At 72.6% G+C, this 24,751-nt stretch carries 24 protein-coding genes; 13 read left to right on the top strand and 11 right to left on the bottom strand.

The genetic code is table 11. The features are described from left to right. Positions 1-5: 5 nt before the first annotated feature. The 3 genes from FNV62_RS40660 to FNV62_RS40650 are packed head-to-tail and all read right to left on the bottom strand — an operon-like array spanning position 6 to position 4,118. The gene (locus FNV62_RS40660; RefSeq protein ID WP_097286856.1) at positions 6-488 is read right to left on the bottom strand and encodes a methylated-DNA--[protein]-cysteine S-methyltransferase; all 483 of its coding nucleotides are present in this window, start codon (positions 486-488) and stop codon (positions 6-8) included. Positions 489-538: 50 nt separating this feature from the next. Next, the gene (locus tag FNV62_RS40655; RefSeq protein ID WP_318658480.1) at positions 539-2,020 is read right to left on the bottom strand and encodes an AlkA N-terminal domain-containing protein; all 1,482 of its coding nucleotides are present in this window, start codon (positions 2,018-2,020) and stop codon (positions 539-541) included. Between the two features lie 55 nt (positions 2,021-2,075). Continuing rightward, a complete protein-coding gene (locus tag FNV62_RS40650) occupies positions 2,076-4,118 on the bottom strand; it encodes a heavy metal translocating P-type ATPase (protein WP_144315952.1) in 2,043 nt (680 codons plus the stop codon). A gap of 34 nt (positions 4,119-4,152) precedes the next feature. Between FNV62_RS40650 and FNV62_RS40645 the strand changes: the two genes are divergently transcribed. Continuing rightward, the gene (locus FNV62_RS40645) at positions 4,153-4,530 is read left to right on the top strand and encodes an ArsR/SmtB family transcription factor (protein ID WP_054230317.1); all 378 of its coding nucleotides are present in this window, start codon (positions 4,153-4,155) and stop codon (positions 4,528-4,530) included. A gap of 125 nt (positions 4,531-4,655) precedes the next feature. Here the strand turns inward: FNV62_RS40645 and FNV62_RS40640 are convergent, their stop codons facing one another. Next, positions 4,656-5,597 (bottom strand): M48 family metalloprotease, encoded by a 942-nt coding sequence (locus FNV62_RS40640; protein ID WP_054230318.1) that lies wholly within the window; start codon positions 5,595-5,597, stop codon positions 4,656-4,658. Next, positions 5,597-5,983 (bottom strand): BlaI/MecI/CopY family transcriptional regulator, encoded by a 387-nt coding sequence (locus tag FNV62_RS40635; protein ID WP_054230319.1) that lies wholly within the window; start codon positions 5,981-5,983, stop codon positions 5,597-5,599. Before FNV62_RS40635 ends, FNV62_RS40640 begins: the two co-directional genes overlap by 1 nt. A gap of 116 nt (positions 5,984-6,099) precedes the next feature. Between FNV62_RS40635 and FNV62_RS40630 the strand changes: the two genes are divergently transcribed. The 4 genes from FNV62_RS40630 (at position 6,100) to FNV62_RS40615 (ending at position 9,491) form a co-directional block, all read left to right on the top strand. Beyond that, entirely contained in the window at positions 6,100-6,801 is a 702-nt protein-coding gene (locus FNV62_RS40630) for a DedA family protein (RefSeq protein WP_164657656.1), read from the top strand. Beyond that, on the top strand, positions 6,798-7,406 hold the full coding sequence (locus FNV62_RS40625; protein ID WP_054230321.1) for a phosphatase PAP2 family protein: 609 nt from the start codon (positions 6,798-6,800) through the stop codon (positions 7,404-7,406). Before FNV62_RS40630 ends, FNV62_RS40625 begins: the two co-directional genes overlap by 4 nt. A 61-nt stretch (positions 7,407-7,467) precedes the next feature. Beyond that, complete coding sequence (locus tag FNV62_RS40620) at positions 7,468-8,130, top strand: response regulator transcription factor (protein ID WP_054230322.1); 663 nt, start codon at positions 7,468-7,470, stop codon at positions 8,128-8,130. Continuing rightward, positions 8,127-9,491, top strand: coding sequence for a sensor histidine kinase (locus FNV62_RS40615; RefSeq protein ID WP_144315950.1), 1,365 nt, complete (start codon positions 8,127-8,129; stop codon positions 9,489-9,491). Before FNV62_RS40620 ends, FNV62_RS40615 begins: the two co-directional genes overlap by 4 nt. A gap of 60 nt (positions 9,492-9,551) precedes the next feature. Here FNV62_RS40615 and FNV62_RS40610 read toward each other — a convergent pair whose 3' ends face one another. Then, positions 9,552-10,862 carry a sensor histidine kinase gene (locus FNV62_RS40610; protein WP_097286850.1) on the bottom strand — a complete coding sequence of 437 codons (1,311 nt, stop codon included), beginning with the start codon at positions 10,860-10,862 and terminating at the stop codon, positions 9,552-9,554. 171 nt (positions 10,863-11,033) lie between these two features. Between FNV62_RS40610 and FNV62_RS40605 the strand changes: the two genes are divergently transcribed. The 5 genes from FNV62_RS40605 (at position 11,034) to FNV62_RS40585 (ending at position 16,662) form a co-directional block, all read left to right on the top strand. After that, on the top strand, positions 11,034-11,690 hold the full coding sequence (locus tag FNV62_RS40605) for a hypothetical protein (protein WP_097286849.1): 657 nt from the start codon (positions 11,034-11,036) through the stop codon (positions 11,688-11,690). Between the two features lie 11 nt (positions 11,691-11,701). Further along, positions 11,702-12,421 carry an ABC transporter ATP-binding protein gene (locus tag FNV62_RS40600; RefSeq protein ID WP_054230528.1) on the top strand — a complete coding sequence of 240 codons (720 nt, stop codon included), beginning with the start codon at positions 11,702-11,704 and terminating at the stop codon, positions 12,419-12,421. Further along, positions 12,405-13,184, top strand: coding sequence for an ABC transporter ATP-binding protein (locus FNV62_RS40595; RefSeq protein ID WP_225900547.1), 780 nt, complete (start codon positions 12,405-12,407; stop codon positions 13,182-13,184). The genes FNV62_RS40600 and FNV62_RS40595 overlap by 17 nt, the downstream gene beginning before the upstream one ends. Beyond that, on the top strand, positions 13,181-15,823 hold the full coding sequence (locus FNV62_RS57235; protein ID WP_144315949.1) for an FtsX-like permease family protein: 2,643 nt from the start codon (positions 13,181-13,183) through the stop codon (positions 15,821-15,823). Before FNV62_RS40595 ends, FNV62_RS57235 begins: the two co-directional genes overlap by 4 nt. 104 nt (positions 15,824-15,927) lie before the next feature. After that, positions 15,928-16,662 (top strand): response regulator transcription factor, encoded by a 735-nt coding sequence (locus FNV62_RS40585; protein ID WP_097286846.1) that lies wholly within the window; start codon positions 15,928-15,930, stop codon positions 16,660-16,662. A gap of 70 nt (positions 16,663-16,732) precedes the next feature. Here FNV62_RS40585 and FNV62_RS40580 read toward each other — a convergent pair whose 3' ends face one another. Both FNV62_RS40580 and FNV62_RS40575 read right to left on the bottom strand, forming a co-directional pair. Continuing rightward, positions 16,733-17,662: a lysylphosphatidylglycerol synthase transmembrane domain-containing protein gene (locus tag FNV62_RS40580; RefSeq protein ID WP_143628832.1), complete on the bottom strand. Its 930-nt coding sequence runs from the start codon at positions 17,660-17,662 to the stop codon at positions 16,733-16,735. A 41-nt stretch (positions 17,663-17,703) separates the two neighbouring features. Further along, positions 17,704-19,209, bottom strand: coding sequence for a hypothetical protein (locus FNV62_RS40575; protein ID WP_399223739.1), 1,506 nt, complete (start codon positions 19,207-19,209; stop codon positions 17,704-17,706). Positions 19,210-19,408: 199 nt separating this feature from the next. Here FNV62_RS40575 and FNV62_RS40570 point away from each other — a divergent pair, with 199 nt between their 5' ends. After that, positions 19,409-19,792, top strand: a complete 384-nt coding sequence (locus tag FNV62_RS40570; protein WP_054230328.1) for a BlaI/MecI/CopY family transcriptional regulator — start codon at positions 19,409-19,411, stop codon at positions 19,790-19,792. After that, entirely contained in the window at positions 19,789-20,685 is an 897-nt protein-coding gene (locus tag FNV62_RS40565) for a M56 family metallopeptidase (protein ID WP_143628830.1), read from the top strand. Before FNV62_RS40570 ends, FNV62_RS40565 begins: the two co-directional genes overlap by 4 nt. A 45-nt stretch (positions 20,686-20,730) precedes the next feature. Here FNV62_RS40565 and FNV62_RS40560 read toward each other — a convergent pair whose 3' ends face one another. Together FNV62_RS40560 and FNV62_RS40555 are read right to left on the bottom strand one after the other, a co-directional pair. Further along, complete coding sequence (locus tag FNV62_RS40560; protein ID WP_205521801.1) at positions 20,731-21,582, bottom strand: hypothetical protein; 852 nt, start codon at positions 21,580-21,582, stop codon at positions 20,731-20,733. A gap of 209 nt (positions 21,583-21,791) precedes the next feature. Next, the gene (locus tag FNV62_RS40555) at positions 21,792-22,811 is read right to left on the bottom strand and encodes a polyprenyl synthetase family protein (RefSeq protein WP_144315948.1); all 1,020 of its coding nucleotides are present in this window, start codon (positions 22,809-22,811) and stop codon (positions 21,792-21,794) included. 210 nt (positions 22,812-23,021) lie between these two features. Here FNV62_RS40555 and FNV62_RS40550 point away from each other — a divergent pair, with 210 nt between their 5' ends. Next, entirely contained in the window at positions 23,022-23,642 is a 621-nt protein-coding gene (locus tag FNV62_RS40550) for a TetR/AcrR family transcriptional regulator (RefSeq protein ID WP_054230332.1), read from the top strand. Between the two features lie 46 nt (positions 23,643-23,688). On the opposite strand, the gene FNV62_RS40545 is transcribed toward FNV62_RS40550, so the two are convergent. Next, positions 23,689-24,726, bottom strand: a complete 1,038-nt coding sequence (locus tag FNV62_RS40545; protein WP_143628826.1) for an alpha/beta fold hydrolase — start codon at positions 24,724-24,726, stop codon at positions 23,689-23,691. Positions 24,727-24,751: the final 25 nt, after the last annotated feature.

Genomic DNA, 24,751 nt, shown 5'->3' with positions numbered 1-24,751 from the left:
GTGGGCTAGAAGAGTGCCGTGCCGCTCTCGAAGTCCAGCAGGCGCTGCTTGCGGTCCAGGCCGCCGCCGTATCCGGTGAGGCTTCCGTTCGCGCCGACCACGCGGTGGCAGGGCACGATGATGCCGATGGGGTTCTTGCCGTTGGCGAGGCCGACCGCGCGGGAGGCGCCCGCGTTGCCCAGGGCTTCGGCCAGTTCGCCGTACGAGCGGGTCTCGCCGTAGGGGATCCGGCGCAGCTGATCCCAGACGCTGCGCTGGAAGGGGGTCCCGGACATCCGCAGTTCGAGGGTGAACTCCTTCAACTCGCCCTCGAAATAGGCCTTCAGCTGGTCGGTGACCTCGCCGAAGGGCGTGTCGTCGCGTTCACCGAAGGTCTCCTCCGGCGGGCGGTGGCGTTGGCCGACCATGTAGAGGCCGCACAGGACGCCGTCGTCGGCGACGAGGGTGAGGGGGCCGTACGGGCTGTCGATGACCGTGTGCTGTTTCACAGTTCGTACCTTCGAGTCGTTTGAAGCCATCTGCATGTGCTTGAAGTCGCTTATACGGGCAGGAAGTTGATCGGGTGGCTGTCCGTCGCCCACAGGTACTGGACCGCGTACGCCCGCCACGGGCGCCACGCCGCCGCGCGCGCCGTCAGGGCGGCGGGGGTCGACGGCAGGCCCAGCTCCTGGGCCGCGCGCCGGATTCCGAGGTCGGTGGGGAGGAAGGCGTCGGGGTCGCCGAGGGCGCGCATGCCGATGACGTCGACCGTCCAGGGGCCGAAGCCGGGGAGGGCGAGAAGGCGGGCGCGGGCCTCGGCCCAGTCGCTCTCCACTCCCAAGTGGAGGGAACCGTCGGCGAGTTGGCGTACGAGCGTGGTGAAGGTGGTGCGGCGGGTGCTCGGCATCGCGAGCGACGACGGGTCCAGGGCCGCGAGCGCCTGAGGCGAGGGGAAGAGGTGGGTGAGGCCTCCCTCGGGGTCCTCGACGGGTTCGCCGTGCGCGGTGACCAGGCGGGACGCGTGGGTACGGGCGGCGGCGGTGGAGACCTGCTGGCCCAGGACGGCCCGTACGGCGAACTCGGCCTCGTCGACCGTGCGCGGCACCCGGCGGCCGGGAGCCTTCGCCACCAGGGGCGCCAGCACCGGATCCGTCCGCAGTTGGTCGTCGACGGCGACCGGGTCGGCGTCCAGGTCGAGCATGCGACGGCAGCGGCTGATCGCGACCGGCAGGTCGCGCAGGTCGCTGAGGGTGAGGCGGCAGGCGATGTGGTCGACGTGCGGGGTGAGCCCGACGATCCCGTGGCCGTAGGGCAGGCGCAGGGTGCGCCGGTAGGCGCCGTCGCGCCACTCCTCGACACCGGGTACGGCGGTCGCCGCGAGGTGGCCGAAGAGGTTGTCGGGGTTGAGCGGGGCGCGGAAGGGGAGCCGCAGGCTCAGGACGCCCGGTGTCGCCGGGGCGCGTTTCTTCGGCACCCGGTCGCGCAGCTCGCTCGGGGCGAGGGCGAAGACCTCGCGCACGGTGTCGTTGAAGGTGCGGATGGAGGAGAACCCGGCCGCGAAGGCGATCTCCGCCATCGGGAGCGTGGTGGTCTCGATGAGCAGCCGGGCGGTCTGGGCACGCTGCGCCCGGGCGAGCGCGAGCGGTCCCGCGCCCAGCTCGGCCAGCAGCTGCCGTTCGACCTGGCGGATGCTGTAGCCGAGCCGGCCGGCCAGACCCGGAACGCCCTCGCGGTCCACGACCCCGTCGCCGATCAGGCGCATCGCGCGGGCGACGAGGTCGGCTCGCTGGTTCCACTCGGGCGAGCCGGGGCTGGTGTCCGGACGGCAGCGCTTGCAGGCCCGGAACCCGGCCTGCTGACAGGCCGCCGCGCTCGGGTAGAACGTCATGTTCTCGGGTTTCGGCGGCACCACGGGGCAGCTCGGCCGGCAGTAGATTCGCGTGGTCAGGACCGCTGTGAAGAACCATCCGTCGAAGCGCGCGTCCTTCGACTGGACGGCGCGCACACAGCGCTCCATGTCGGTGTGCATCCCATTCCGCATGCCTCAAGCATCGGGTACCGGCGAGGCCGGGGCTGGCGAGAATCCGACATCAACCTCACTGCGCCCGAGGTCGGCCTTCGTCCGGCCGACGCCATGCGGACTCCCGCAGCAGCCGCAGCCCGTTCAGCCCGACCAGCACCGTGGAGCCCTCGTGGCCCGCGACGCCGAGCGGCAGCGGGAGGTGTCCGAGCAGGTCCCACAGGACGAGGACCGTGATGAACGTACCCGCGACCAGGAGGTTCTGGACCACCAGGCGGCGGGCCGCGCGGGACAGTCGTACGACCGCGGGGATCGCCGCCAGCTCGTCGCGGACGACGACGGCGTCCGCCGTCTCCAGCGCGAGGTCGGAACCCGCCCGGCCCATGGCGACCCCCGCATGGGCGGCGGCCAGGGCGGGCGCGTCGTTGACGCCGTCGCCGACGAACAGGACCTTGCGGCCGGCGCGTTGAAGCTCCCGTACGGCCGTGACCTTGTCCTCGGGCAGCAGGGAGGCGCGTACGTCCGTGATGCCGGTGGCGGTGGCCACCTGGGCGGCGGCGCGCGGGTTGTCGCCGGTGAGGAGCACGGGTGAGATGCCCGTCAGGGCGGTGAGTCCCGCGGCCGTCTCGGCGGCGTCGGCGCGCGGGCGGTCGGCCAGGACGAGCGTGCCGACGAGGGCGCCGTCGCGTTCCACGCGGACGACCGTGCCGCCTTCGACGTCGGTGTCCCTATCCATACGCGTGCCCGTGCCCGTGCCCGCATCCGCATCCGCGTCCGTATCCGCTTCCGCGTCCAGGCCCGAGTCGGGGCGGCCGACCGTGACGAACCGGCCGTCGACCGTGGCGGTGACGCCGTGTCCCGGCTTCGCCGTGAAGTCGCGGGCGGGAGCGAGGCGTAGGTCACGGGCGCGGGCGGCGGCGACGATCGCGCGGGCGAGCGGGTGTTCGCTGGGGTGCTCGGCGGCGGCCGCCAGCGCCAGCAGGGCAGCCTCGTCCAGCCCCGATCCGGTCGCCGGGTGTACGGCCGTCACCTCGGGCGCGCCCCCCGTCAGCGTCCCGGTCTTGTCGAGTGCGGCCGTGTCGATCTCGCCGAGGCGTTCCATGGCGAGCGCGGACTTGACCAGAACGCCGTGCCGGCCGGCGGTGGCGATGGCGGAGAGCAGTGGGGGCATGGTCGCGAGGACGACCGCGCACGGCGAGGCGACGATCATGAAGGTCATCGCCCGCAGCAGCGCGCCGGTGAGGTCCGCGCCGAAGGCGAGCGGCACGGCGAAGACGGTGAGCGTGGCGGCCACCACGCCCACCGCGTAGCGCTGTTCGATCTTCTCGATGAACAACTGCGTCGGCGCCTTGGTGCGCGAGGCCTCCTCCACGAGGGTGACGATCCGGGCGATCACGGAGTCGGCGGGGTCGCGCTCGACACGGACGCGCAGGGCTCCGGTGCCGTTGAGGGTGCCCGCGAAGACCTCGTCGCCCGGGGTCTTCAGGACCGGCAGCGGCTCGCCGGTGATGGTCGCCTGGTCGGCCTCGCTCGTACCGTCGAGGACCCGTCCGTCGGCTCCGATCCGCTCCCCCGGCCGGATCAACAGTTCGTCACCGACGGAGAGCCGGTTCACCGGGACGGACTCCTCACCGTCGGCGGTCACCCGGGTCGCCGTCGCGGGCGCGAGGTCGAGCAGACCGCGTACGGAGTCGGCGGTGCGGGCGGTGGCCAGGGCCTCCAGGGCGCCGGAGGTGGCGAAGATGACGATCAGCAGGGCGCCGTCCAGGACCTGTCCGATCGCGGCCGCGCCGAGGGCCGCGACGATCATCAGCAGGTCGACGTCGAGGGTCTTCCCGCGCAGCGCCCGCAGCCCCTCCAGCGCCGGTTCCCAGCCACCGGCGAGGTAGGCGATCGCGTAGAGCGGCCCGTACGTCCAGCCGGGCGCGTCGGCGAAGTGCAACGGGAGCGCCGACAGGAAGGCGGCGGTCGCGAGGAGCGCCCAGCGGGCCTCCGGCAGTGCGAGGAAGCGGGTGCGGCGGCGCGGGACCGTGCGGGCGGACGCGTCGAGGGTGAGGACGGGCGGCGAGTCAAGAGTGGAGGACACCCCGGCACCATACAGGAACACATGAAGACTCATTCATACCTTCATGTGCGATGAGTAAGATACGCCCATGGGTCATGGAGCCGTCACCACCGCGCAGGACGCCGCCGCTCGGAACGTCACCACGCGCGTGCGACTGGACGCGGCCAATGTCGCGAAGGTGGCCACCACGCTCCAGGCCCTGTCCACCCCCTCACGGCTGCTGATCCTCGCGCGGCTGCGCGAAGGGCCGCTTCCGGCGACGGAGCTGGCCGCCGAGGTGGGCATGGAGCAGTCCGCCTGCTCGCACCAGCTGCGGCTGCTGCGCAATCTGGGCCTGGTCGTCGGCGAGCGCCGCGGCCGGTCGGTGGTCTACGCGCTGCACGACCACCATGTCGCCGAGCTCCTCGACCAGGCCGTCTACCACGTGGAGCATCTGCGGCTCGGTCTCAGCGACGCGTCCGAGTAGCGCGGACGGTCTGCCACAGGGCGCCGGTGGCCGCCCCGATCGGTGACGGCCGGTCCTCTTCCTCGACGGCGCGCAGGTAGACAGGGGGCGTCACGGCCCCGCCCCGGCAACCCGACCCGGAAGGGTCAGTGGGTCTCCTCGCCCTGGGCGATCTCCACCTCGTGGTGGAAGGTGAGGACGCCGGTCGCCGCCGCGGAGGCCGAGACGGTCGCGCAGGCGACGAGGAGGAGGGCGATCCAGGAGGCGGCGCGAGGGCGACGCCCGGGAGCCGCGAGAAGGGCCGCGACCCGCTGGGGTACGGGCCCGGTGGTCGCGGCGGCGGCGAAGTCGGGGCGGGTGGAGCGGGCGGCCGTGGTGGCGAGGGCGGCGCGGGCGATGGCGCGCGCGGTCAGCCGCCGGTCCCCCACCGCCGTGGCGGCGGCCTCGTCCGCGGCGCGCTCGGCGGCGAGCGCGATGCTGTCGCGGACCGCGCGCAGCCCGGGATGGCAGTGCGCGGCGAACTCGGCCGCGACGAGGAAGCGGTGGTGGTTGCCCGCGTTGTGGGCCCGCTCGTGGGCGAAGAGCACTTCGCGCTCTTCGGGACAGAGGCTGCGGAGCATCCCGGTGGTCACGACGATGCGGTGCGGACGGCCCGGCAGCGCGTACGCGTCCGGGTGGGGTGATTCGATCACGCACAGGTCGCCCGCGGCGGGTCGGCGGTCGGCCTGGCTGCGGGCGGTGCGGAAGGCGCGCAACTGGCGCAGGGCGGACCGTACGAGGGTCGCGGCGCCGACGGTCAGGAGGCCGGTGGCCGCCGCCGCCAGCGGCAGGACGATCAGGTTCGACGGGGTGCGCAGGGGGTGGACGAGGTCACCCAGGCCCGCCAGGACCGGCAGCTTGAGCAGGCCGGTGAGGAGCAGCGCGCCGAGCGCGGCCACGGAGGCGCCGGCCAGCACGAGGACCGTGAGGGTCAGTGCCCACAGGGCGGCGACCGGCGCGAGACGGTCGAGGCAGCGGCGGGCCAGCCTCGGCAGCGCGAAAGGCAGCAGAAGCGGGACGAGCAGCGGAATGATCAGCAGTGTGGTCATTACCCACCCGATTCTAGCTGCTCACCCGATTCCAGAAGATCACGCAGGAGGCGCTCGTCGTCGGGGCTGAGCTGGGCGACGAACCGGGCCAGCGCCGTCTCCCGGTCCTCGTCCCGGTCGAGCTCGGTGTGCATGCGGCGGGCGGTGAGGCCGTGCGGGTCCTGGACGGGGAAGTAGGCGAAGCCGCGCCCCTGCCGCTCCCGGCCGACGAACCCCTTCTCGTGCAGCCTCGACAGGATCGTCGTCACCGTCGTACGGGCCAGCCCCGAGCCGAGCTCCGTCTGGACGCGGCCCGGAGTCAACGGGGCGCCGGCGGCCCAGAGGGCGGCCATGACAGAGGCCTCGAGCTCACCCGCCGGTCGGCGTTCGTCCTTCGCGCTGGTCATGGGAACGATCCTCACCCCGGTATCGTCTACAGTTCAGTAGACCGTCTACAGCATTGTAGTCACTCGGGTGCCGTCACGACTGCGCCCGCCCGTCCAGTATGAGAGGGCTCCCGGCGATGGCCGCACCTTTGTTCGCAGCGTCACAGCTCGGATCACAGCTCGGGTCGGAGCTGGCGGTGAACATCCTCAGTGCCCAGTCCCTGCTCGCCGCCTTCGGTGTGCTGGGTGTCGGCGTGGTGATGTTCGCGGAGACAGGGCTGCTGATCGGCTTCTTCCTGCCCGGTGACTCGCTGCTGTTCACGGCGGGCCTGCTATGCACGGGGTCGGGCCACGGCGGACTGAAGCTCTCCCTGGGACCGCTCCTGGTCTGCGCCGCCGTGGGCGCGCTGGCCGGCTCCCAGTGCGGCTATCTCATCGGACGCAAGGCGGGCGGCGCGTTGCTCGCCCGCAGCGGCTCGCCCCGGTTGCACGAGGGGGCCAAGCGCGCCGAGGAGCTGCTGGAGCGGTACGGCCACGCGAAGGCGATCGTGCTGGCCCGCTTCGTCCCGGTCGTGCGCACGGTGCTGAACCCGATGGCGGGCGCCCTCCAGGTCCCCGCCCGCACGTTCACCGTGTGGCAGGTCGTCGGCGGTCTCGTCTGGAGCATCGGCCTCACCCTCGCGGGCTACGCACTGGGCTCGTCGATTCCGAACGTGGACCGCTATCTGCTCCCGATCATCGCCGTGATCGTCATCGTGTCGCTGATCCCGCTGGCCGCCGAGTTCCGCCGCTCCCGCAAGGCCGCGGCCACGACAGTGGAGAAGGGTGCCGAGGGATGATCCTCGCGTTCAACGGGTCGTCGATCGACGGCTCCACCTACACCTACGTGGTGAATCTCGCCCATGACGCCCCGTCCTGGCTGGACAGTCTGGTGTCCGCCTGGTCGACGTACGGGCTGGCGCTGTTCGCCGTTCTCATGCTCGTGGGCTGGTGGCAGGCCCGTCGCAGCAGCGCCCAGGCGGCGATGGTCGCGCTCGCGGTGCCGGTGATCGTCGTCGTGGCGTTCGGGGTGAACTCCCTGTTCAAGATGGTCGTCCGCGAGGACCGCCCCTGTCAGAGCCTGCATGTGAAGACGCTGGAGGCGTGTCCCGCGCCGGGCGACTGGTCCTTCCCCAGCAATCACACGGTCATCGCCGCCGCGGCCGCCGTGGCCCTGCTCTACGTCTCCCGTCGCCTGGGCACCATCGCCCTGCTGGGCGCCTGTCTGATGGCCGTCTCCCGGGTCTGGGTCGGCGCGCACTATCCGCACGACGTGATCGCGGGTGTCCTGGTCGGCACGCTGATCGCGATGCTGCTGACGACTCTCCTGCGCAGACTCTCCGACCCGCTCGCGGGCCGGCTGACGGACTCGCGGCTGCTGCGGCCGTTGCTGGTCGCGGCGTAGGCCCACGGCTACGGCTACGGGGAACTGGCAAGCGCGCTTCCGGAGCGGCTGAAGGAGGACCATGCGGCACACGATCCTGGTCGTCGAGGACGATCACGCCCTGCGTGACGTCCTGCTGCGCGGGCTGCGCGACGAGGGCTTCGACACCGTGCCCGCCCCGGACGGGGCGACCGCGCTGCGGCTGGCCGGGGACGACGTCGACGCGGCCGTGCTGGACGTCGGGCTGCCCGACGCGGACGGGCGGGACGTGTGCCAGGCGATCAGAGCCAACGGCTTCCTCTCGCCCGTCATCTTCCTGACCGCCCATCACCACCTCACGGACCGGCTGGCGGGCTTCTCGGCCGGCGGCGACGACTATCTGCCCAAGCCGTTCCACCTGACGGAGCTGGCCGCCCGGCTGCGGGCGGCGCTCAAGCGCAGCGGACCGCTCCCGGCCACCACGGCCGGGGACCTGGTCCTGGACCCGGTCGGGCACAGCCTCAGCGTCGACGGCACCCGGGTCGGCCTCACCCCGACGGAGTTCCGGCTGCTGGCGGCGCTGATATCCGGGTCCGGGGACATCGTCCGCAGGCGGGAGCTGATCAGGGCCGGCTGGCCGGAAGGCGCCCAGGTCAGCGACAACACGCTGGACCAGTATCTGACCCGGCTGCGCCGCAAGCTCCGGGACGGCGGCAGCGCGCTGACCATCACCACGGCGCGCGGCATCGGCCACCGGCTGTCATGAGGGCGTTCGCCTCCCGCTGGTGGCCGCGCACGCTGCGGGGCCGGCTCTCCCTTGTCGCGCTCACCACGGCGACGATCCTGATGGTGATCCTCACGGTCGCGTTCAACACGGTCGTGCGCCGTCACCTTCAGCACCAGGCGGACGACGAGCTGCGCACCCGGGCCGCCGCCGTCGCCGCGACCGTCGTCACCGACGGCTCCCGGGTGCGGGTTCTGGAGACCCCGGGCGAGGAGCTCCTCGACACGAACGTGTGGATCTACTCGGGCGGCCGACTGCTCGAGAAGCCCTCGTCCGCCACCGCCACCAGCCCGCTGACCCGCGCCGCCGGCCGGCTCGTGGCGCGCGGCGCCCGGACGTGCGTCACCGTGCACAGTCACGACGAGGTACGGCTGTGCTCGCGCCCGGTGCCCGGTGGCAAGGGCGCCGCCTCCGTCGTCACCGCACTGGATCTCTCCCCGTACCGCGGCTCGGCCGACACCATGCTCTTCGCGTCCCTCGCCCTCGACGCCGCGATGCTCGCCTGCACCTACGCGCTGACGCGGCTGGCGGTGGGCCGCGCCCTGCGTCCCGTGCGTTCGATGACCGAGCACGCCACCCAGTGGAGCGCGATAGCCTCCCAGGAGCGCTTCGGCGCCGTGACCCGTCCCACCGAACTCGCCCAGCTGGGCGGTTCGCTGGACGCCCTCCTCGACCGGATCCGCGCGCTGCTGCGGCACGAGCAGCAGCTCACCCAGGAGCTGTCGCACGAGCTGCGCAACCCGCTCGCCCGGATCATCGCCGAACTCGACTGGTGGGGAGCCCGCCCCCGCTCCGACGCGGACACCAAGGCCACCCACGCGGCGATCGCCGACGCGGCCCAGTCCATGCGCACGATCTGCGACACCCTGCTCGACGAGGCCCGCGACAGCGCCGCCACCGCGCCCGGTACGGCCGACGTGCTGCCGGTGCTGCACCGCCTGGTGGACCGCCTCGGCCCCACGAAGGTGGGCGTGGAGGTCGTCGTCACCGCCTGCGAGCCGCGGTTGTCGGCCGGGGTGCCGGACGCCCTTCTGGAGCGCATCGTCAGCCCGCTGCTCGACAACGCCCTGCGGCACGCGCGCACCCGGGTCGAGATCCTGGCCCGCGCCCGGCCCGGCAGCGTACGTGTCGAAGTCGAGGACGACGGTCCCGGCGTACCGGCGTCGTTCGCGGCGCAGCTCTTCCAGCCCGGCCGGCGCGCCGACCCCGAGGACGGACACGGCGGAGCGGGCCTCGGGCTGCCGCTGGCGCGGCGCCTGGCCCGCTCCGCCGGCGGGGAGGTGGACCACGACGGGCGGCACACCTCCGGCGCGACGTTCGTGGTCACGCTTCCCGCGGGTTGAGCACGTCAAGTCTCAGTCATGAGGCCCGACCGTGCCCGCGGGGCCCTCAACACATCCTGACTACCGGGTGGCGGGAGCCGCAGGGGCGACGGGGACCAGCAGCGTGAACGTCGTCGGGTCGCCGCCCGCCAGGAAGAGTCTGCCGCCGAGCGACACGGCCAGGTCGCGGGCGAGGGCGAGACCGATGCCCGTACCGCCGTTGCGACCGCTGGTCCGTCCGCGCGCGAACAGTCCTTCCGGATCGACGGTGACCGTTCCCTCGTCGGCGACGTCGAAGGCGAGGGCGTCGTCGAGGTCGCGGACCGTGACGCGGACGCTGCCCCGGCCGTGCGTACGGGCGTTGTCCAGGAGGACGCCGAGGATCTCGGCGACGGGCCCGCCGGGCACCAGGACGTCGGCCGGGATGTCCTGGACGCCGCAGTCCAGGCGCCTGCCGTCCTGGGCGAAGAGACCGTGCCACCGGGCGTCGGTCTCCGCCAGGAGGTGGACCACCGACCGGTCGGGCACGACGGTGCCCGGCGGGCCGGACGAGCCGGCGAGCCGCAGCACTTCCTCCACCGTGTCGTGCAGCCGCCGGGTGGCGTCCAGCGCCTCCTCCAGTGCGGGGCGCAGCCGGGCGTCGTCCTGCGCGAGCCCCGCCTCCAGGGTGAGCTGCAGCCCGGTCAGCGGGGTGCGCAGCTGGTGGGAGGCGTTGGCGGTGAAGTCCTTCTCGTGGCGCAGGAGTTCGGCGAGGCTGTGCAGCATGTCGTTGTGCGTGCGGGCGACCTGGTCGATCTCGGCGATGGTGCTGGGCGCGGCCCGTGCGGTCAGGTCGCCCTCGGTGACGGCGCGGCAGTGCCGGGAGAGGTCCTCCAGCGGTGCGGCGAGCGCCCGTGCCTGACGCCGGGCGACGAGGACGGCGACGGCGAGCGCGAACACGGCCGCGCCGAGCAGGACCGCCCAGTCCACCAGGACACGGTTCCTGACGGCCGACACGGCGGAGGAGGCCCGTACGACACCGATGACCTGCTCGGCGTGCGAGACGGGCACGGCGACCACGAGCTCACCCCCGCTCTGGGTCCGCGCGATGACACCACGGAACGCACGGCGGACCGCCGCGTCCCCGCTGCGGGGCCCGGTGCCCGTGTGCAGCCGGGGTTTCGGGTCGTACAGGCCGAGGCGTTCACCCGGTCCCGGCGGGGGCAGTTCGGCGGGGTCGCCGGTCGCGTAGTCGGTGTTCACGCGTACGGCGGCGGCCAGGGCGGCCCGTTCGAGGGAGTCCCGCTGGTCGGCGTAGAGGGTGGCCCGGACGGCGAGGGCGAGCGGGATCGCGAGGAGGACGAGCGCGACCAGCACCGCGGTGACGGCCACCCGCACGACACGCTGTCTCATGCCCCCCATGATGCGGGGCGGCCTCCGGATCAGGCGGGGCGGCCACGCGCTTTTGCCGTCGTCTAACCCTCGCCGTGCGGGGCGTTAACCGGGCGGCTCCTAGCGTCGGTGCCATGACCGTCCGGTCGGATCCGCACCGGTGCGGCAGGGGTTTCCAGGAGGGCAGTGGCCATGGCACGCGTACGTACCGTCCGTAGTCTCGGGGTCGTGGGGCTCGTACTCGCCGCGGCGGTGACCGCCGGGTGCTCCGGTTCGAGTTCCGGGCCCCCCGCCGCCTCGCACGCCTCCTCCGGATCGGGCTCCACCTCCACCTCCACCACCACGGGCGGTGCGAGCGCCGCCCCGGCGCCCACCGAGTCCAATCCGCCCGGTGACATCCCCGACAACCAGGCGTACGTCGCCTTCCGGCCGGCGGGCGGCGGGTTCACGGTGAAGGTGCCCGAGGGCTGGGCCCGTACCGGCCAGGGCGGTACGACCGTCTTCACGGACAAGCTGAACCGCGTCGAGATCGCCACCGCGTCCGCCTCCTCGGCGCCCACGGTCGCCTCGGTCGGCTCCGAGGTCGTGTCCCGACTGCGCGGCCAGGTACCGAAGTTCGACGGACCCAAGGTGTCGCAGGTGAACCGGCACGCCGGAAGCGCGGTGCTGCTGAAGTACCAGGGCGACTCCGCGGCGGACCCGGTCACCGGCAAGGTCGTGCGCGACGCCTTCGAGCGGTACGCGTTCTACCGGCAGGGCCACGAGGTGGACCTCACCCTGTCCGGGCCCGTGAACGCCGACAACGTGGACCCGTGGCGCATCGTCACCGACTCCTTCTCGTGGAAGTGACCGTGAGCGCCATACCGACCCGGCCGGGGACCGCACCCGTCCGCACCCACGAGGCATCCCACGACGACGCCCTGACCGCCCGGGAGCTGTACCGCTTCTTCCGGGCCGGCGAGGAGGAGACGCTCGCGCTGCGCGGGGTGTCCCTGCGGGTGCGGCGCGGCGAGACGGTCGCCGTCGTCGGGCCTTCCGGCGCGGGCAAGTCCACGCTGCTGTCCTGCCTGGCCGGTCTGGACGAGCCCTCCGGCGGCGAGGTGCGGGTGGACGGCGTCCGCATCAGCCACCGGCCGGAGACCGAGCGCGCCCGGCTGCGGGCCCAGCACATCGGCGTACTCCTGCAGACCCGCAACCTCGTCGCCCACCTGAGCGTGCGCGACAACGTCCGGCTGGCACACAGCGCCGTAGGCGGTCGTCCCGCCGTGTCCGCACGGGAGTTGCTGGACGAGGTGGGGCTCGCGGGGCGGGCGCACGCGCTGCCCCGTCAGCTGTCCGGCGGTGAGCTGGCCCGGGCCGGGCTGGCCGTCGCCCTCGCCAACTCCCCCGCCGTGCTGCTGGCGGACGAACCGACCGGCGAGCTCGACGGGGGCACGGAGCGACTGATCCTCCAGATGCTGCGCGACCGCGCCGCGCTGGGCTGCGCGGTGCTGATCGTCACGCACAGCGCGGAGGCCGTACGCGTCGCCGACCGGGTGATCGCATTGGACGACGGGAGGGCCCATGATGTCTCCGGATGAGCCGGAAGCCGCCCCGGACGACGCGCTCGTCGTCTGCAGGGACGCCGCTCTCACCTTCGGGCGGGGCGCGAACGCGGTCGTGGCGGTGCACGGCGCGCACCTGCGGGTGCGGGCCGGGGACCGGCTCGCGATCGTCGGCCCCTCCGGGTCGGGCAAGTCCTCGCTGCTGCATCTGCTGGCCGGACTCGAACAGCCCACCAGCGGCACCGTCACGCGGCCCGCCCTGACCGGTTCCCAGGACATCGGCACCGGCACGAAGCCCGACGATCGTCGGTCGGCTCCCGAGTCCGACATCAGGCGTGACATCGGACTGGTCTTCCAAGGGGACAGCCTGATCCCCGCCCTCGACGTCGTCGAGAACACCGCGCTGCCGCTGGTGCTGGCCGGGGTGCCGGACGCCGACGCACGGCGAACGGCCCTCGCGGCCCTTGCCCAGGTCGGCGCCGAAGACCTGGCCGAGCGGCTGCCGGAGGAGATCTCCGGCGGCCAGGCCCAGCGCGTCGCCGCCGCCCGCGTCCTGGCCCAGGCCCCACGGCTGATCCTCGCCGACGAACCGACCGGACGGCTCGACCACACCACCGGCGGCCACGTCCTGGACGCCCTGCTCAGGGCGGCCGACCACACGGGCGCGGCCCTCGTCGTCACCACGCACGACCCGGCGGTCGCCGCACGGCTCAGCACCCGGCTGGCCATGCGCGACGGCCGGTTGCTCACGGCGGAGACCACCGGGGACCCGCAGGACACCACGGAGGAAGCGTCATGATCACCGCCTGGGCGGGCGGTCTCGCCCGTCACCGCACCGGCCGGCTGCTGGCCGCCCTGGCCGGCATCGCCCTGGCCGTGGCCCTGATCGCCTCGCTCGGTTCCTTCCTCACCGCGTCGAAGGCGACGATGACGCAGCGCGCCGTGCGCTCGGTCGCCGTGGACTGGCAGGTCGAGGTCCAGCCGGGCGCCGACCCCGCCGCGGCCCTGTCGCTGGTGCGGAAGACGCCCGGCATCAAGACGGCTCTGCCGGTCGGCTTCGCGCACAGCGGCGCGTTCGTGGCGACCGTGCGGGGCAGCACGCAGACGACCGGCCCCGGCATGGTCCTCGGCCTCCCCGACGGCTACCAGCAGGCCTTCCCCGGTGAGATCCGCCCGCTCACCGGCCGCACCAGCGGCGTCCTGCTGGCCCAGCAGACCGCCTCCAACCTGCACGTCGCCCCCGGCGACACCGTCGGCATCCGGCTCCCCGGCACCGCGGTGCGCCAGGTCCGGGTGGACGGCGTGGTCGACCTCCCGCAGGCCGACTCCCTCTTCCAGCGGGTCGGCGCCCCCAGCCAGACCCAGCCCACCGCGCCCCCGGACAACGTCGTCCTGCTCCCCTCCGCCGTCTTCGCCTCCCTCACCGCGCCCGCCCCCGCCACCACCCAGATCCACGCGGCCCGTGACGCGAAGCTTCTCTCCGATCCCGCCGCCGCCTTCACCTCCGTGACCCGCGCCGCCCACAACCTGGAGGCCCGCGCCTCGGGCGGTGTGATCGTCGGCGACAACCTCGGTGCCGCCCTCGACTCCGCACGCCAGGACGCGCTGTACGCGCAGATCCTCTTCCTCTTCCTCGGCGTGCCGGGCGCGATCCTCGCCGCCGCGCTGACCGCCGCGGTCGCCGCGGCCGGGGGCGAACGCCGCCGCCAGGAGCAGGGCCTGCTGCGCCTGCGCGGGATGCGTCCTCGCCGGATCGCCTCCCTCTCCGGCCTCGAAGCCGCCCTGGTGGCCGTCACCGGCGGCGCGGCCGGGCTCGGCATCGCCGCGCTGACGGGCCGTGTCGCCTTCGGATCGGCCTCGTTCGGGACGACGGCGGGCGCGTGGATGCTCTGGTACGCCCTCGCCTTCGTGCTCGGCGCCGCCGTGGCCTCGGGCGCGGTCCTTCTCCCCGCGCTGCGTGATCTGCGCACGGTGACGGTCGCCGACACCCGCAGGCAGGAGCGGCGCCCTGGTTCGGTGTGGTGGATGCGGTACGGCCTCGACCTCGTCCTGCTGATCGGCTCCTGGCTGATCTTCCGCGCCTCCTCCGGCAACCAGTACGCCCTGGTGCTCGCCCCGGAGGGCGTGCCGAGCATCTCCGTGTCGTACTGGGCGTTCCTCGGCCCGGCGCTGCTGTGGATCGGCGCCGCCCTGCTGCTGTGGCGGCTCACGCTCCTCGCGCTGACCTACGGCCGTCCCGTACTGACCCGGCTGGCGCGGCCGCTCGCCTCGAACCTGGCGGGGACCACGGCCGCCGTCCTCTCCCGACGTCGCCGTCCACTGGCCCGCTCGGTGGTGCTGCTGGCGCTCGCGGTGTCGTTCGCGATCTCCACGGCGACCTTCAACTCGACGTACAAACAGCAGGCCGAGGTCGACGCGCGGCTCACCAACGGCGCCGACGTCACGGTCACCGAACCGCCCGGCGCGCGGATCCCGCCGAGCGGGGCCGACGCGCTGAAGATCTCCGGCGTACGTCGGGTCGAGCCGCTCCAGCACCGGTTCGCGTACGTCGGCTCCGACCTCCAGGACCTCTACGGGGTGCGCCCCGACTCGATCGCCTCGGCCACCTCCCTCCAGGACGCGTACTTCTCCGGCGGCGGCGTCCGCACGCTCATGAACCGGCTCGCTCAGCGGCCGGACGGGCTGCTGGTCAGCGCGGAGACCGTCAACGACTTCCAGCTCTCGCCCGGCGACACGGTCAACCTGCGGATCCAGGACGCCCGGACCAAGGCGCTGCGCACGGTGCCCTTCCACTACGTGGGCGTCGCCAAGGAGTTCCCGACCGCGCCGAAGGACAGCTTCTTCGTCGCCAACGCCTCGTACGTGGCGAAGGCGACCGGCAGCGACGCGGTGGGCGCGTTCCTGCTGGACACCGGTGGTACGCACCAGAAGCAGGTCGCGGCGCGGCTGCGTCACCAGCTGGGCACCAGTGCCACCGTCACCGACCTCACCCAGACCCGTGGCACCGTCGGCACCAGCCTGACCTCCGTGGACCTGGCCGGGCTCACCCGGCTCGAGCTGGCCTTCGCGGTGCTGCTCGCGGCCGGGGCGGGCGGGCTGGTCCTGGCGCTCGGGCTCGCCGAACGCCGCCGGACCTTCGCCATCGCGACCGTGCTGGGCGCCGGGCCCCGGCAGCTGCGGGGCATGGTCCTCACCGAGGCGATCCTGCTGATCGTGGGGGGCCTCGCGGGCGGCGCGCTGATCGGCTGGGCACTGTCGGAGATGCTGGTCAAGGTCCTGACCGGTGTCTTCGACCCACCGCCGGCCAGTCTCGCCGTCCCCGGCGGCTATCTGGCGCTGACCGCCTGCGCCGCGACGGCGGCCGTCCTGATCGCGGCCCTCAACGGAGTACGCCGCGCGGCCGGACGCCCCGCCGTCGAGGAACTCCGCGATCTGTGACCGCCACTTCTAGCCGCAGGTCGGCCTCCGGCCCCGCCGATCCCGCCCCCTGTCCCACGCCCGCCTCCGGCCCCGCACGCGCCGCCGGCCCTACGCTGCCCTTCATGCGAACGCCCGCCCCCGCACCGGACCGCCGTCGCCTCGGCCGGCCGCGTGTCCTCGTCGTCGAGGACGACGACACGATCGGCCGTCATCTGGAGTCGGGCCTGCGCAGCAACGACTACGCGCCGACGTGGAGCCGGACCGGCGCGGGCGCCCTCGCGGAGTCCGCGCGGTCGTCGTACGACGTGCTGTTGCTGGATCTGGGGCTGCCGGACATGGACGGTCTCGACGTGGCCCGCACGCTGCGCGCCCGCTTTCCCGAACTGCTCATCGTGATCCTCACCGCCCGCACCGACGACATCGACGTCATCGCGGGGCTCGACGCCGGAGCCGACGACTACCTGGTGAAGCCGTTCAGCCTGACCGTGCTGCTCGCCCGGCTCCGGGCCCATCTGCGCCGCCGGGCCATCGCCGACCCGCCGCAGGAGCCGATCCGGCTCGGCGACCTGGTCGTCGACATCACGGCACGCCGCTGCACGCTGCACGAGGACGAGATCCCGCTGCGGCCCAAGGAGTTCGAACTGCTCGCCGTGCTGGCCCGGAACGTGGGCGCGGCCGTCTCGCGCGAGACGCTGATGGCCGAGGTGTGGGACGAGAACTGGTTCGGCTCGACGAAGACGCTCGACGTCACGATGGCGGGACTGCGCCGCCGGCTGACGGACACGGCGTCCCGTCCGTCCCGGACACCGCGCATCACGACCCTGCGGGGGCACGGTTACCGGCTCGAGCCGCCCTGAGGTGCCACGGCGTTCGGCGAGCGCCGACCGCGGGGCGGCGCCGAAGGCCCGGAGGGATTTCGCGGCGGGCTCAGAGGACCTTGCGGCGGGCCAGTACGGCCAGGGCCAGCAGCCCGGGGATCAGGGGCAGCCACACCGTCAGCAGCCGGTAGCCGAGGACCACCGACGCCGCCGCGCTGCCCGGGACTCCGGCCAGCGTGAGGGCCACGGCGAGCGCCGCGTCCAGGGAACCGATCCCACCGGGCGTGGGCAGGAGTACGGCGGCGCTGCTCGCGGCGAGGTAGGCCAGCGCCACCTGGGCCGGGGGCAGCGGCAGTTCGAGGGCCTGGGCCACGGCGACGACCACGGTGGCGTGCAGCGCGGCGAAGGCCAGCGAACCGCCCCACAGCGCGGCCGCGCGCGCCGGGACCTCGTGCACGGCCCGGACGTCGGCCAGCACGGCCCGCAGCGCGCGCCGCAACGGCCCGCGCAGCAGTACGGCGGCGGTGACCACCACGGCGAGCGCGATCGCGACCACCGTCGCCGAGATGTGCGGCAGACGGAGCAGACCGGGGCAGGTCAGCGCGAGCACGGCGATCAGGAAGCCGCGCGAGACGGCCCCGGCGGTGGCCTTCACACCGAGCGCGGTCGCCGACCGGACGACCGGCAGACCGCACCGGGTCAGGAAGCGGAGGTTGACCGCGCCCGCGCCGAGGCCCGCGGGCAGCACATGGTTGGCGGCGGAGGCCGCGAACTGGACGGCCACCAGCTGCCCGGCGGGCAACGGCCGGGTCACCGCCCCTTGTTGGGCGAGCGCCGAGCACACCCAGGTCGCCACGGTGGCGACGGCCGCCACGAGCAGCCAGCCGCGGTCGGCGACGGCCAGCCGACCGGCGCCGGTCGCGATCACCGGCCAGTGGCGCAGGCCCAGACAGACCGCGCCCACCACCACGGCGAGGGTCACCGCGGCATGCAGGGAGACTCGCCTCCGCACGGATGTCACGGATGTCACGGATGTCACGGTTGTCACGGCTGTCGTCGGGGTGCCGGGCGGAAGGAGGGTCATGTGGCCCCGCCTCTCTGGACGGCAGGGGCGACGTACACCATCAGATGACCGACGCGGTGCGTTTCCCACGTGCGGGCGTACGCGGGTGGCTTCTCGCCCGGTGCGATGAGCACGCCGACCGGGATCCGCTGTCCGGCCCGCACTATGGCGCCGGCGGTGGTGTTGGCGTTGTGGCCGTCGGTGTCGACGGAGGAGCAGCCGGCGTAGAAGGCGATCGGGACGCCCTCGTAGCCGGTCAGCATGCAGGGCGGTTTCACCCCCAGCCGGTGCAGCTCCGTCGCGGTGTCGGCCCAGTCCTGGTGGGAGACCGTGGTGCCGTGCACGGTGCGCTCCAGCACCACGAACTGCACCGCGAGATGCCCGGCCAGGCCGAGCGTCACCAGGGTGACGGCCACCGGTCGCCAGGCGCCGCGGGACGCGGTCAGCAGGTGGATCAGGCCGTCGGCGGCCGGGATGGCCAACAGGATGTACACGGGCAGCAGGAAGCGCGGTGCCGCGTATCCGATCATGAAGAGGTACGGGAAGGCCGCCGTCACGGCGCAGGCCAGGAGCAGCAGGCTGTTCACCCCGCGCCGGGCCTTGACGGCGATCACCGCTCCGAGAACGGCCACGACGGGCAGCGCGAACCACCACAGCATCACAGGTGGGGCGGGCATGGCCCCGGCGCAGGGGCGGCACAGGACGCGCCCGCCGAGGCTGCGCATCTGGTCGCCGACGGCGACGTTCCAGCCCAGGCCGCCCTGGATCTTGGAACCGTCGGACAGCCGCTGGGCGAGGCCGCCGTAACTGACGTACGCCTCGACGACCCACTCGCCCGCACCGGCGACCAGGCCCGCGACGAGCGCCACCAGCAGCCTCGGGCGCCACCAGCGGCGTACGCACACGACGAGGAAGAGCAGCGGCAGGGTCACGTAGACCGCGTCGGTGGGCCGCATCCACGCCATCAGCGCGGCGCTCAGGCCCACGCCCCACAGCGCCGCCCGGTCGAAGCGGTCGGCCTGGGCGCGCAGGAAGCATCCGGCGCAGGCCAGGGCGCCGATCGCGACCCAGTAGTTGGGCATGGCCTGCGGGCCGTAGAAGAGGGTCACCCAGAGCGTGGCGAACAGGGCGCCCGCCACCGCCAGTACCCGCATGGGGAACAGTCCGCGCCAGACGCGCAGCGCCACGAACAGGCCGAGTCCGGAGAGCACCGCGAGATAGACGCGCAGCAGGGCGGTGGACGAGGACCAGGACGCGATCGGTGCCACCAGCAGGGGCACTCCGCGGGCGCGCGGGGCGCTGAAGAAGGCGGCGGGGGCGTGTGAGCCGACCTGGCTGACGTAGACGGTCTCGTCCCAGCCGAGCCCCATGCCGGGCCGTACGAGGAGCAGTTGGGCCAGGGTGAAGGCGCCCGCGACCAGGGCCAGCCACTGCTGACCGTGCGGACGTCTGGAGATGCGCCCCGTCGAGGGCGGGTTGTGGCGATCGGCGCCGACGAACGGAGGGTTCACAGTCTTGGCCATCATCCACCCTTCGCCCTACATTCTGTAGGGTCCTTCACCCTACAAGACGTAGGGTGAAGGAGGAAGTTGCGCAAAACACGGTCAAATTACCGTGGATCGAGCGGGGACGCAGTCGGGGCGCGCAATCTCGTACCGCCCCAGGGCGCACTCGTACGCCCTCACCACCCCCCGCACCCCTACACGCTGTAAGGTGACGGACATGGCTCGCACAGGCCCCCATGGCAGAGCGGAACGACGCAGCGCCGGTGAGCTGGAGAGCGAGGTCCTCGCCACCCTCTGGGCCACCGACGAGGCCCTCACCCCCGCCGACATCCAGGGCGAGATCGGCGGCAACCTCGCCTACAACACCGTGCACACCATCCTCAAACGCCTGTACGACAAGGGTCTGGTCCTGCGCGACGTCGACGGCCGGCGCGGCGCGTACCGGCCCGCGAAGAACGCCGCCGAACTGACCGCCGAGGCCATGCACGAGGCGCTCGACCGGGGACCCGACCCGATCGCGGCCCTCCAGCAGTTCGTCACCGGCCTGAGCCCCCAGGAGGAAGAGGCCCTACGGGTTCTCCTCGGGGGGAGCGGGATGTGAGGATCGATGTCTACATCCCCCTTGTCCTGCCACTGCTGCTGACGGCGATCGCACCGCAAGTGGGCCTCAGGGTCTCCCCCGCGCTGGCCGCCCGGGTCCTCACCATCGCCGCCGTACTGGCCGCCACCGCCTCCACCTGGGCGCTGCTCCTGCTCGCCACCACCCTGGTCAACGAGGCGCCGCACGTGGCCACGGAGGCCGGCGAGGACGGGCGGCGGCTGCCCGAACCGGTCCCGGTGGCGATCGCCGTCGTCGCGATCATGCTCCTGTGGCTGATCGGCTTCCGGCTCGTTCGCGCCCTGCGCGCCCACTACGCGACCCGCCGCGTCCTCGAGCTGCTGTGCGAGGGACACCCGCCCGACAGTGAACTCATCGTCGCCGCCTCCTCGACGCCCCGGGCCTTCGCGATCCCCGGCTCGCCGGGCCGGATCCTGGTCACGGCGGCCATGTTGAGCGCACTGGAACCGGCGGAGCGGCGCGTACTGCTGGCCCACGAGCGCGCCCATCTCGCCCACCGCCACTCGGTGCTGTCGACCGCGGTGACCCTGGCCGCCGCCGCCAACCCGGTGCTCGCACCCGTGCGTACCACCGTCGCCTTCCTGGTGGAGCGCTGGGCCGACGAGGAGGCCGCGCGGCGCGTCGGGGACCGCCGTACCACCGCCCGTGCCCTCGCCCGGGCCGCCCTTGTCGCCCAACGCGCCCGGCCGGGCTGCGCCCTGAGCTTCTCCGAACACGCGGTCACCCGCCGGATCGCCGCCCTGCAGACGGCCCCGCCGCCGAACCTGTGGTCCATCGGCGTGGCCGTCCTCGCCCTCGGCGCCCTGCCCGCTTTCGGCGCGCTGGACGCCACCGGCGATCTGCTGCGCATGCTCGGCGAGAGCCTGCCGGGGTAGGGGCTGTGGGGGCCTGCCTTTCGGATCGGGCCCGGCTCGCCGGTCTCAGGTGGCGAGCGTCCTGCGCTCCCGCAGGTGGGCGTAGCCCATGAGACCGACGAGCACCGCGAACAGCACGGCCGACGAACCCGCCGTACCGAGGTCGAGCCCGCCCTTGGCGGTCGGCTTGGTGAGGAAGTCGCCCGCGGTCGCGCCGAGCGGACGGGTGAGGACGAAGGCGATCCAGAACAGCACCACGTTCGGCACCGCGGGGACGCGCATCAGCGCGACGAGGACCGCGAGCAGCCCGGTGACGAGCAGCGCGCCGCCCGCGTAACCGAGCCCGGAGCTGTCCGACAGGAAGTCGCCCATCGAGGTGCCGAGGGTGTTCGACACGAGGATCGCCGACCAGAAGAGGACCTCGGCCCGGAAGGTCACGATGTCGCGGATGACGAAGGTCATCCCGGTGAACTTCCAGACGGTGAAGATCACGACCAGCAGCGAGATCAGGATCGCGGCGCCCGCGGGGTACCCGAGTCCCAGGCCCTGCGGACCCCAACCCAGCGAGGTGGCCCCGTCGGAGAGGTACTTGGAGCTGGCGTCACGGTTCATGAAGTCGGACATCGTGGTGCCCGCCATGCTGGTGGAAAGGATCACCGTCCAGTAGAAGAAGGGGTTGTACCGGCGCGACCTGAGCTGCACGACCAGCGTGACCACGAAGATCAGGAACAGCAGGATCGTGGTGAGGAAGTAGCCCAGTTTGAGGGTCTGCGCGAAGAGGTCGCCCGCGGTCTCGCCGAGTGTCGTCGCGGCGATCTTCATGATCCAGAAGGCCAGGGTCACCTCTGGCAGCTTCTTCATCACGGAGGCGCCGGGGTCGGCGACTCGGTGGTCGGAGACGAGTTCCGTCTTGTCCAACGTTCACTCCTGGGGGGTGCATCGACGTCCCCCCAGGGCCACGGCCGAAGGAGGGCGCGTGTCCATTGGCTCAGTGTTGCGCATGCCTGCGCGCCACGCCGATCAACGTGGCGGTCGCAGCCTGAACGCATCCTGAACGCGCGATCATGCTTTCGGGAGGTCGTCCCGCACAGGCACCCTTCTCGGGCTCCTGGATGATCCGCTACGGCTCAGTGCGCCGGCCGGGTGAGGAGCGCCAGGGCGCGGACGTGGGCGACCTGGGCGGTGGCGGGCAGACGGGTGAGGAGTGCGCGGGCCCTGCGGGCGTACTCGTCGGCCATCGCGTGCGCGGTGTCCAGGGCTCCGGTCCGCTCCAGCACGGCGCGGATCCGGCACAGGGCGAGCTCCGGTTCGGTCTCGTCCAGCAGGGCATGGCGCAGCGCCGCGCGGCCCTTGGGGTCCGCGCGGCGGTGGGCGATCAGCACGGGCAGGGTGGGGCGGCGGTTACGGACGTCGCTGTCGGAGGGCTTGCCCACGGTGCGTGCGGCGATCGGGTCGTACGGCAGCACGTCGTCGCGGATCTGGAAGCAGATCCCGAGGTGGTCGCCGAAGTCGCCGAGCAGTTCCGTCGTCGGGGCGTCACCGCCGCCGAGAATGGCGCCCACGCGGCAGGCGGCCGCCAGCAGCACGGCGGTCTTCGCCCGGGCCATCGCCACGTACGCGCCCACGCCCAGTTCCAGGTCGCCGCGCATCGCCAGTTCGTCGAAGGCGCCCCGGCAGATCGCCACCCCGGCCTCGGCCTGCACGGCCATGGCGCGTTCGACACGGTCGGCGGGCACCCCCAGGCGACGGCACTCGGAGAGCGCCGCGAACCAGGAGAAGAACAGGGCGTTGCCCGCGACGACGGCCTGGGCGGGTCCGAACTCCGTGTGGACGGCCGCGCGGCCGCGCCGCTGGGTGTCGCGGTCGATGATGTCGTCGTGCAGGAGGCTGCCGACGTGCGCCCCCTCGACACCGACCGCGGCGGGCAGTACCGCGCCCAGTTCCCCACCCACCGCGAGCGCCGCGTGCAGCACCAGCGAGGGCCGCAGGAGCTTGCCCGGCGGAATCATCGCGTACCGGTGCACGGCATCCAGCCCCACCGAACTCCCCGGCCACCGCCGGACAAACTCCGCCTCCAGAAGCTCCGCGAACTCGACGCGGCGCGAGGGGGGATCGGGTGGGGTGTCCTCGTTGGGCTGTGCGGTCATGGAGGCTCCCCCGTCACCCGCTTGCGTGAGCGTGGCGATGCACCCACCCCAACAGACCCGCCACCCCACCGGAACGGCTCACGCGCGCCCCGTGGTGGCACGCCCTCGCCCCGCTGCCGGAGCTCGTGCTCCCACACCACCCGATCAGACGGTTTCACCGCACGGACGCGACCACAGCCAGAGATAGTCGACCGGTCGTACAATTGCGTCATGGGACGAACCAGCGACGCCAGGGAAAAGATCCTCAGCGCCGCGCAGTCGCTCATCGAGCTGCGCGGTTACTCGGCGCTGGGGGTGGCCGAGATCTGCAAGGCGGCCGGCGTGCCCAAGGGCAGCTTCTACTACTTCTTCGAGTCCAAGGAAGCCCTCGCCCTGGCCGTGCTCGACGAACACTGGGACGCCCAGAAGAGCGCCTGGGCACGCGTCCTGAACAGCGACGAGGAACCCCTGCGGCGGCTGTACCGGCTGTTCGAGGAGACGGAGGCCGGCCAGCGCGCCGGCCAGCAGAGCTGCGGCACCGTGTCCGGCTGCCTGTTCGGGAACCTCAGTCTGGAGATGAGCAACCACACCGAGCCCATCCGCACCCGCCTCCAGGAGATCTTCGACGCGCAGGTCGAGATGGTCGAGTCGGTCATCACCGAGGCTCGTGCGCGCGAGGAGGTCACCACCCCCGACACTCGGGAAGCGGCACGGGCGGTGGTCGCTCAGCTGGAGGGCCAGGTGCTGTTCGCCAAGCTCTACAACAACACCCGTCGGCTCAGCCCCCTGTGGGCGAACTGCCTGGCCCTGCTCGGTGCCCGCGCCCCGCAGGAGGCCGTGGCGGGCGCCTGACGCCCACCACGACACCGTTCAGAGGGCTCAGAGGGCTCAGAGGATTTCAGAGGGCGTTGACGTCGACGACCGCCGCAGCGAATGCCTCGGGTGCTTCCTGCGGCACGTTGTGACCGATGCCCTTCAGCGTCCGGTGGTCGTACGCGCCCGTGAAGTGATCGCGATAAGAGGCACCGTTTCCCGGCGGCGTGAAGGGATCCAGTTCGCCGTCGAGGGTGATCGTCGGCTGCGAGATGGCGGGACTCTGGGCAAGTCGCTTTTCCAGGCGATCGAATCGCGGGTCGCCCTTGGCCAGACTCAGTCGCCACCGGTAGTTGTGGATCACGATGGGAACCCAGTCCGGATTGTCGAAGGCGGTCGCGGTCCGGTCGAATGTGGCGTCACTGAAGTGCCATGTCGGGGAGACGTTCCTCCAGATGAGTTTCGCGAAATCGTGCTTGTACTGTGCGAGGCCGAGCCGTCCCCTTTCTGTGGCGAAATAGTATTGATACCACCACGCCCATTCGGCCTTTGGTGGCAACGGCGCCTTTTGGCTTTCACGGTTGGTGATGAGATAACCGCTCACGGAGACCAGGGCCTTGCAGCGCTCCGGCCAGAGCACCGCGATGATGTCGGCCGTCCGCGCTCCCCAGTCGAACCCGGCGAGGATCGCCTTCTCGATCTTCAGCGCGTCCATGAGCGCGATGATGTCGAGCGCGATCACAGACTGCTGGGCGTTGCGGAACGTCTTGTCCGACCGGAACCGTGTGGTGCCGTGACCGCGCAGGTACGGCACGATCACCCGGTAGCCCGCCGCGGCGAGCCTGGGAGCCACATCGACATAGCTGTGAATGTCGTAGGGCCAGCCGTGCAGCAGGACGACCGCGGGGCCGTGCGCGGGGCCGGCCTCCGCGTATCCCATGTTCAGCTCACCGGCACGGATCTGCTTCAGCGGGCCGAAAGAGGTGTGCGTTCCGGGGCCGGACGCGCCGGGCGACGGAGAAGCCGAGGCGGAGGCCGATATCACCGGGAGCGTCGGCAGCGAGGCACCGGCTGTTCCGATGCCGAGAATCCGGGAAAACGTGCGCCTGTCTATGACATTCACCTCTCTTGACCGATGCGTGGAGAGT

The organism is Streptomyces sp. RLB3-17, from assembly GCF_007113425.2.
GTDB lineage: Bacteria > Actinomycetota > Actinomycetes > Streptomycetales > Streptomycetaceae > Streptomyces > Streptomyces mirabilis_D.
Note: the sequence above shows the minus strand (reverse complement) of the source record. Positions and strands in the feature narration are given on the sequence as shown.

What these genes read in the sequence shown, in the direction of transcription:
- FNV62_RS40575 (WP_399223739.1), bottom strand. Translation starts at nt 19,209, where the DNA reads ATGGCCAAGACTGTGAACCCTCCGTTCGTCGGCGCCGATCGCCACAAC.
- FNV62_RS40605 (WP_097286849.1), top strand. Translation starts at nt 11,034, where the DNA reads ATGGCACGCGTACGTACCGTCCGTAGTCTCGGGGTCGTGGGGCTCGTA.
- FNV62_RS40585 (WP_097286846.1), top strand. Translation starts at nt 15,928, where the DNA reads ATGCGAACGCCCGCCCCCGCACCGGACCGCCGTCGCCTCGGCCGGCCG.
- FNV62_RS40550 (WP_054230332.1), top strand. Translation starts at nt 23,022, where the DNA reads ATGGGACGAACCAGCGACGCCAGGGAAAAGATCCTCAGCGCCGCGCAG.
- FNV62_RS40595 (WP_225900547.1), top strand. Translation starts at nt 12,405, where the DNA reads ATGATGTCTCCGGATGAGCCGGAAGCCGCCCCGGACGACGCGCTCGTC.
- FNV62_RS40650 (WP_144315952.1), bottom strand. Translation starts at nt 4,118, where the DNA reads ATGAGTCTTCATGTGTTCCTGTATGGTGCCGGGGTGTCCTCCACTCTT.
- FNV62_RS40555 (WP_144315948.1), bottom strand. Translation starts at nt 22,811, where the DNA reads ATGACCGCACAGCCCAACGAGGACACCCCACCCGATCCCCCCTCGCGC.
- FNV62_RS40655 (WP_318658480.1), bottom strand. Translation starts at nt 2,020, where the DNA reads ATGCGGAATGGGATGCACACCGACATGGAGCGCTGTGTGCGCGCCGTC.
- FNV62_RS40635 (WP_054230319.1), bottom strand. Translation starts at nt 5,983, where the DNA reads ATGACCAGCGCGAAGGACGAACGCCGACCGGCGGGTGAGCTCGAGGCC.
- FNV62_RS57235 (WP_144315949.1), top strand. Translation starts at nt 13,181, where the DNA reads ATGATCACCGCCTGGGCGGGCGGTCTCGCCCGTCACCGCACCGGCCGG.
- FNV62_RS40620 (WP_054230322.1), top strand. Translation starts at nt 7,468, where the DNA reads ATGCGGCACACGATCCTGGTCGTCGAGGACGATCACGCCCTGCGTGAC.
- FNV62_RS40625 (WP_054230321.1), top strand. Translation starts at nt 6,798, where the DNA reads ATGATCCTCGCGTTCAACGGGTCGTCGATCGACGGCTCCACCTACACC.
- FNV62_RS40630 (WP_164657656.1), top strand. Translation starts at nt 6,100, where the DNA reads ATGGCCGCACCTTTGTTCGCAGCGTCACAGCTCGGATCACAGCTCGGG.
- FNV62_RS40615 (WP_144315950.1), top strand. Translation starts at nt 8,127, where the DNA reads ATGAGGGCGTTCGCCTCCCGCTGGTGGCCGCGCACGCTGCGGGGCCGG.
- FNV62_RS40645 (WP_054230317.1), top strand. Translation starts at nt 4,153, where the DNA reads ATGGGTCATGGAGCCGTCACCACCGCGCAGGACGCCGCCGCTCGGAAC.
- FNV62_RS40610 (WP_097286850.1), bottom strand. Translation starts at nt 10,862, where the DNA reads ATGAGACAGCGTGTCGTGCGGGTGGCCGTCACCGCGGTGCTGGTCGCG.
- FNV62_RS40570 (WP_054230328.1), top strand. Translation starts at nt 19,409, where the DNA reads ATGGCTCGCACAGGCCCCCATGGCAGAGCGGAACGACGCAGCGCCGGT.
- FNV62_RS40640 (WP_054230318.1), bottom strand. Translation starts at nt 5,597, where the DNA reads ATGACCACACTGCTGATCATTCCGCTGCTCGTCCCGCTTCTGCTGCCT.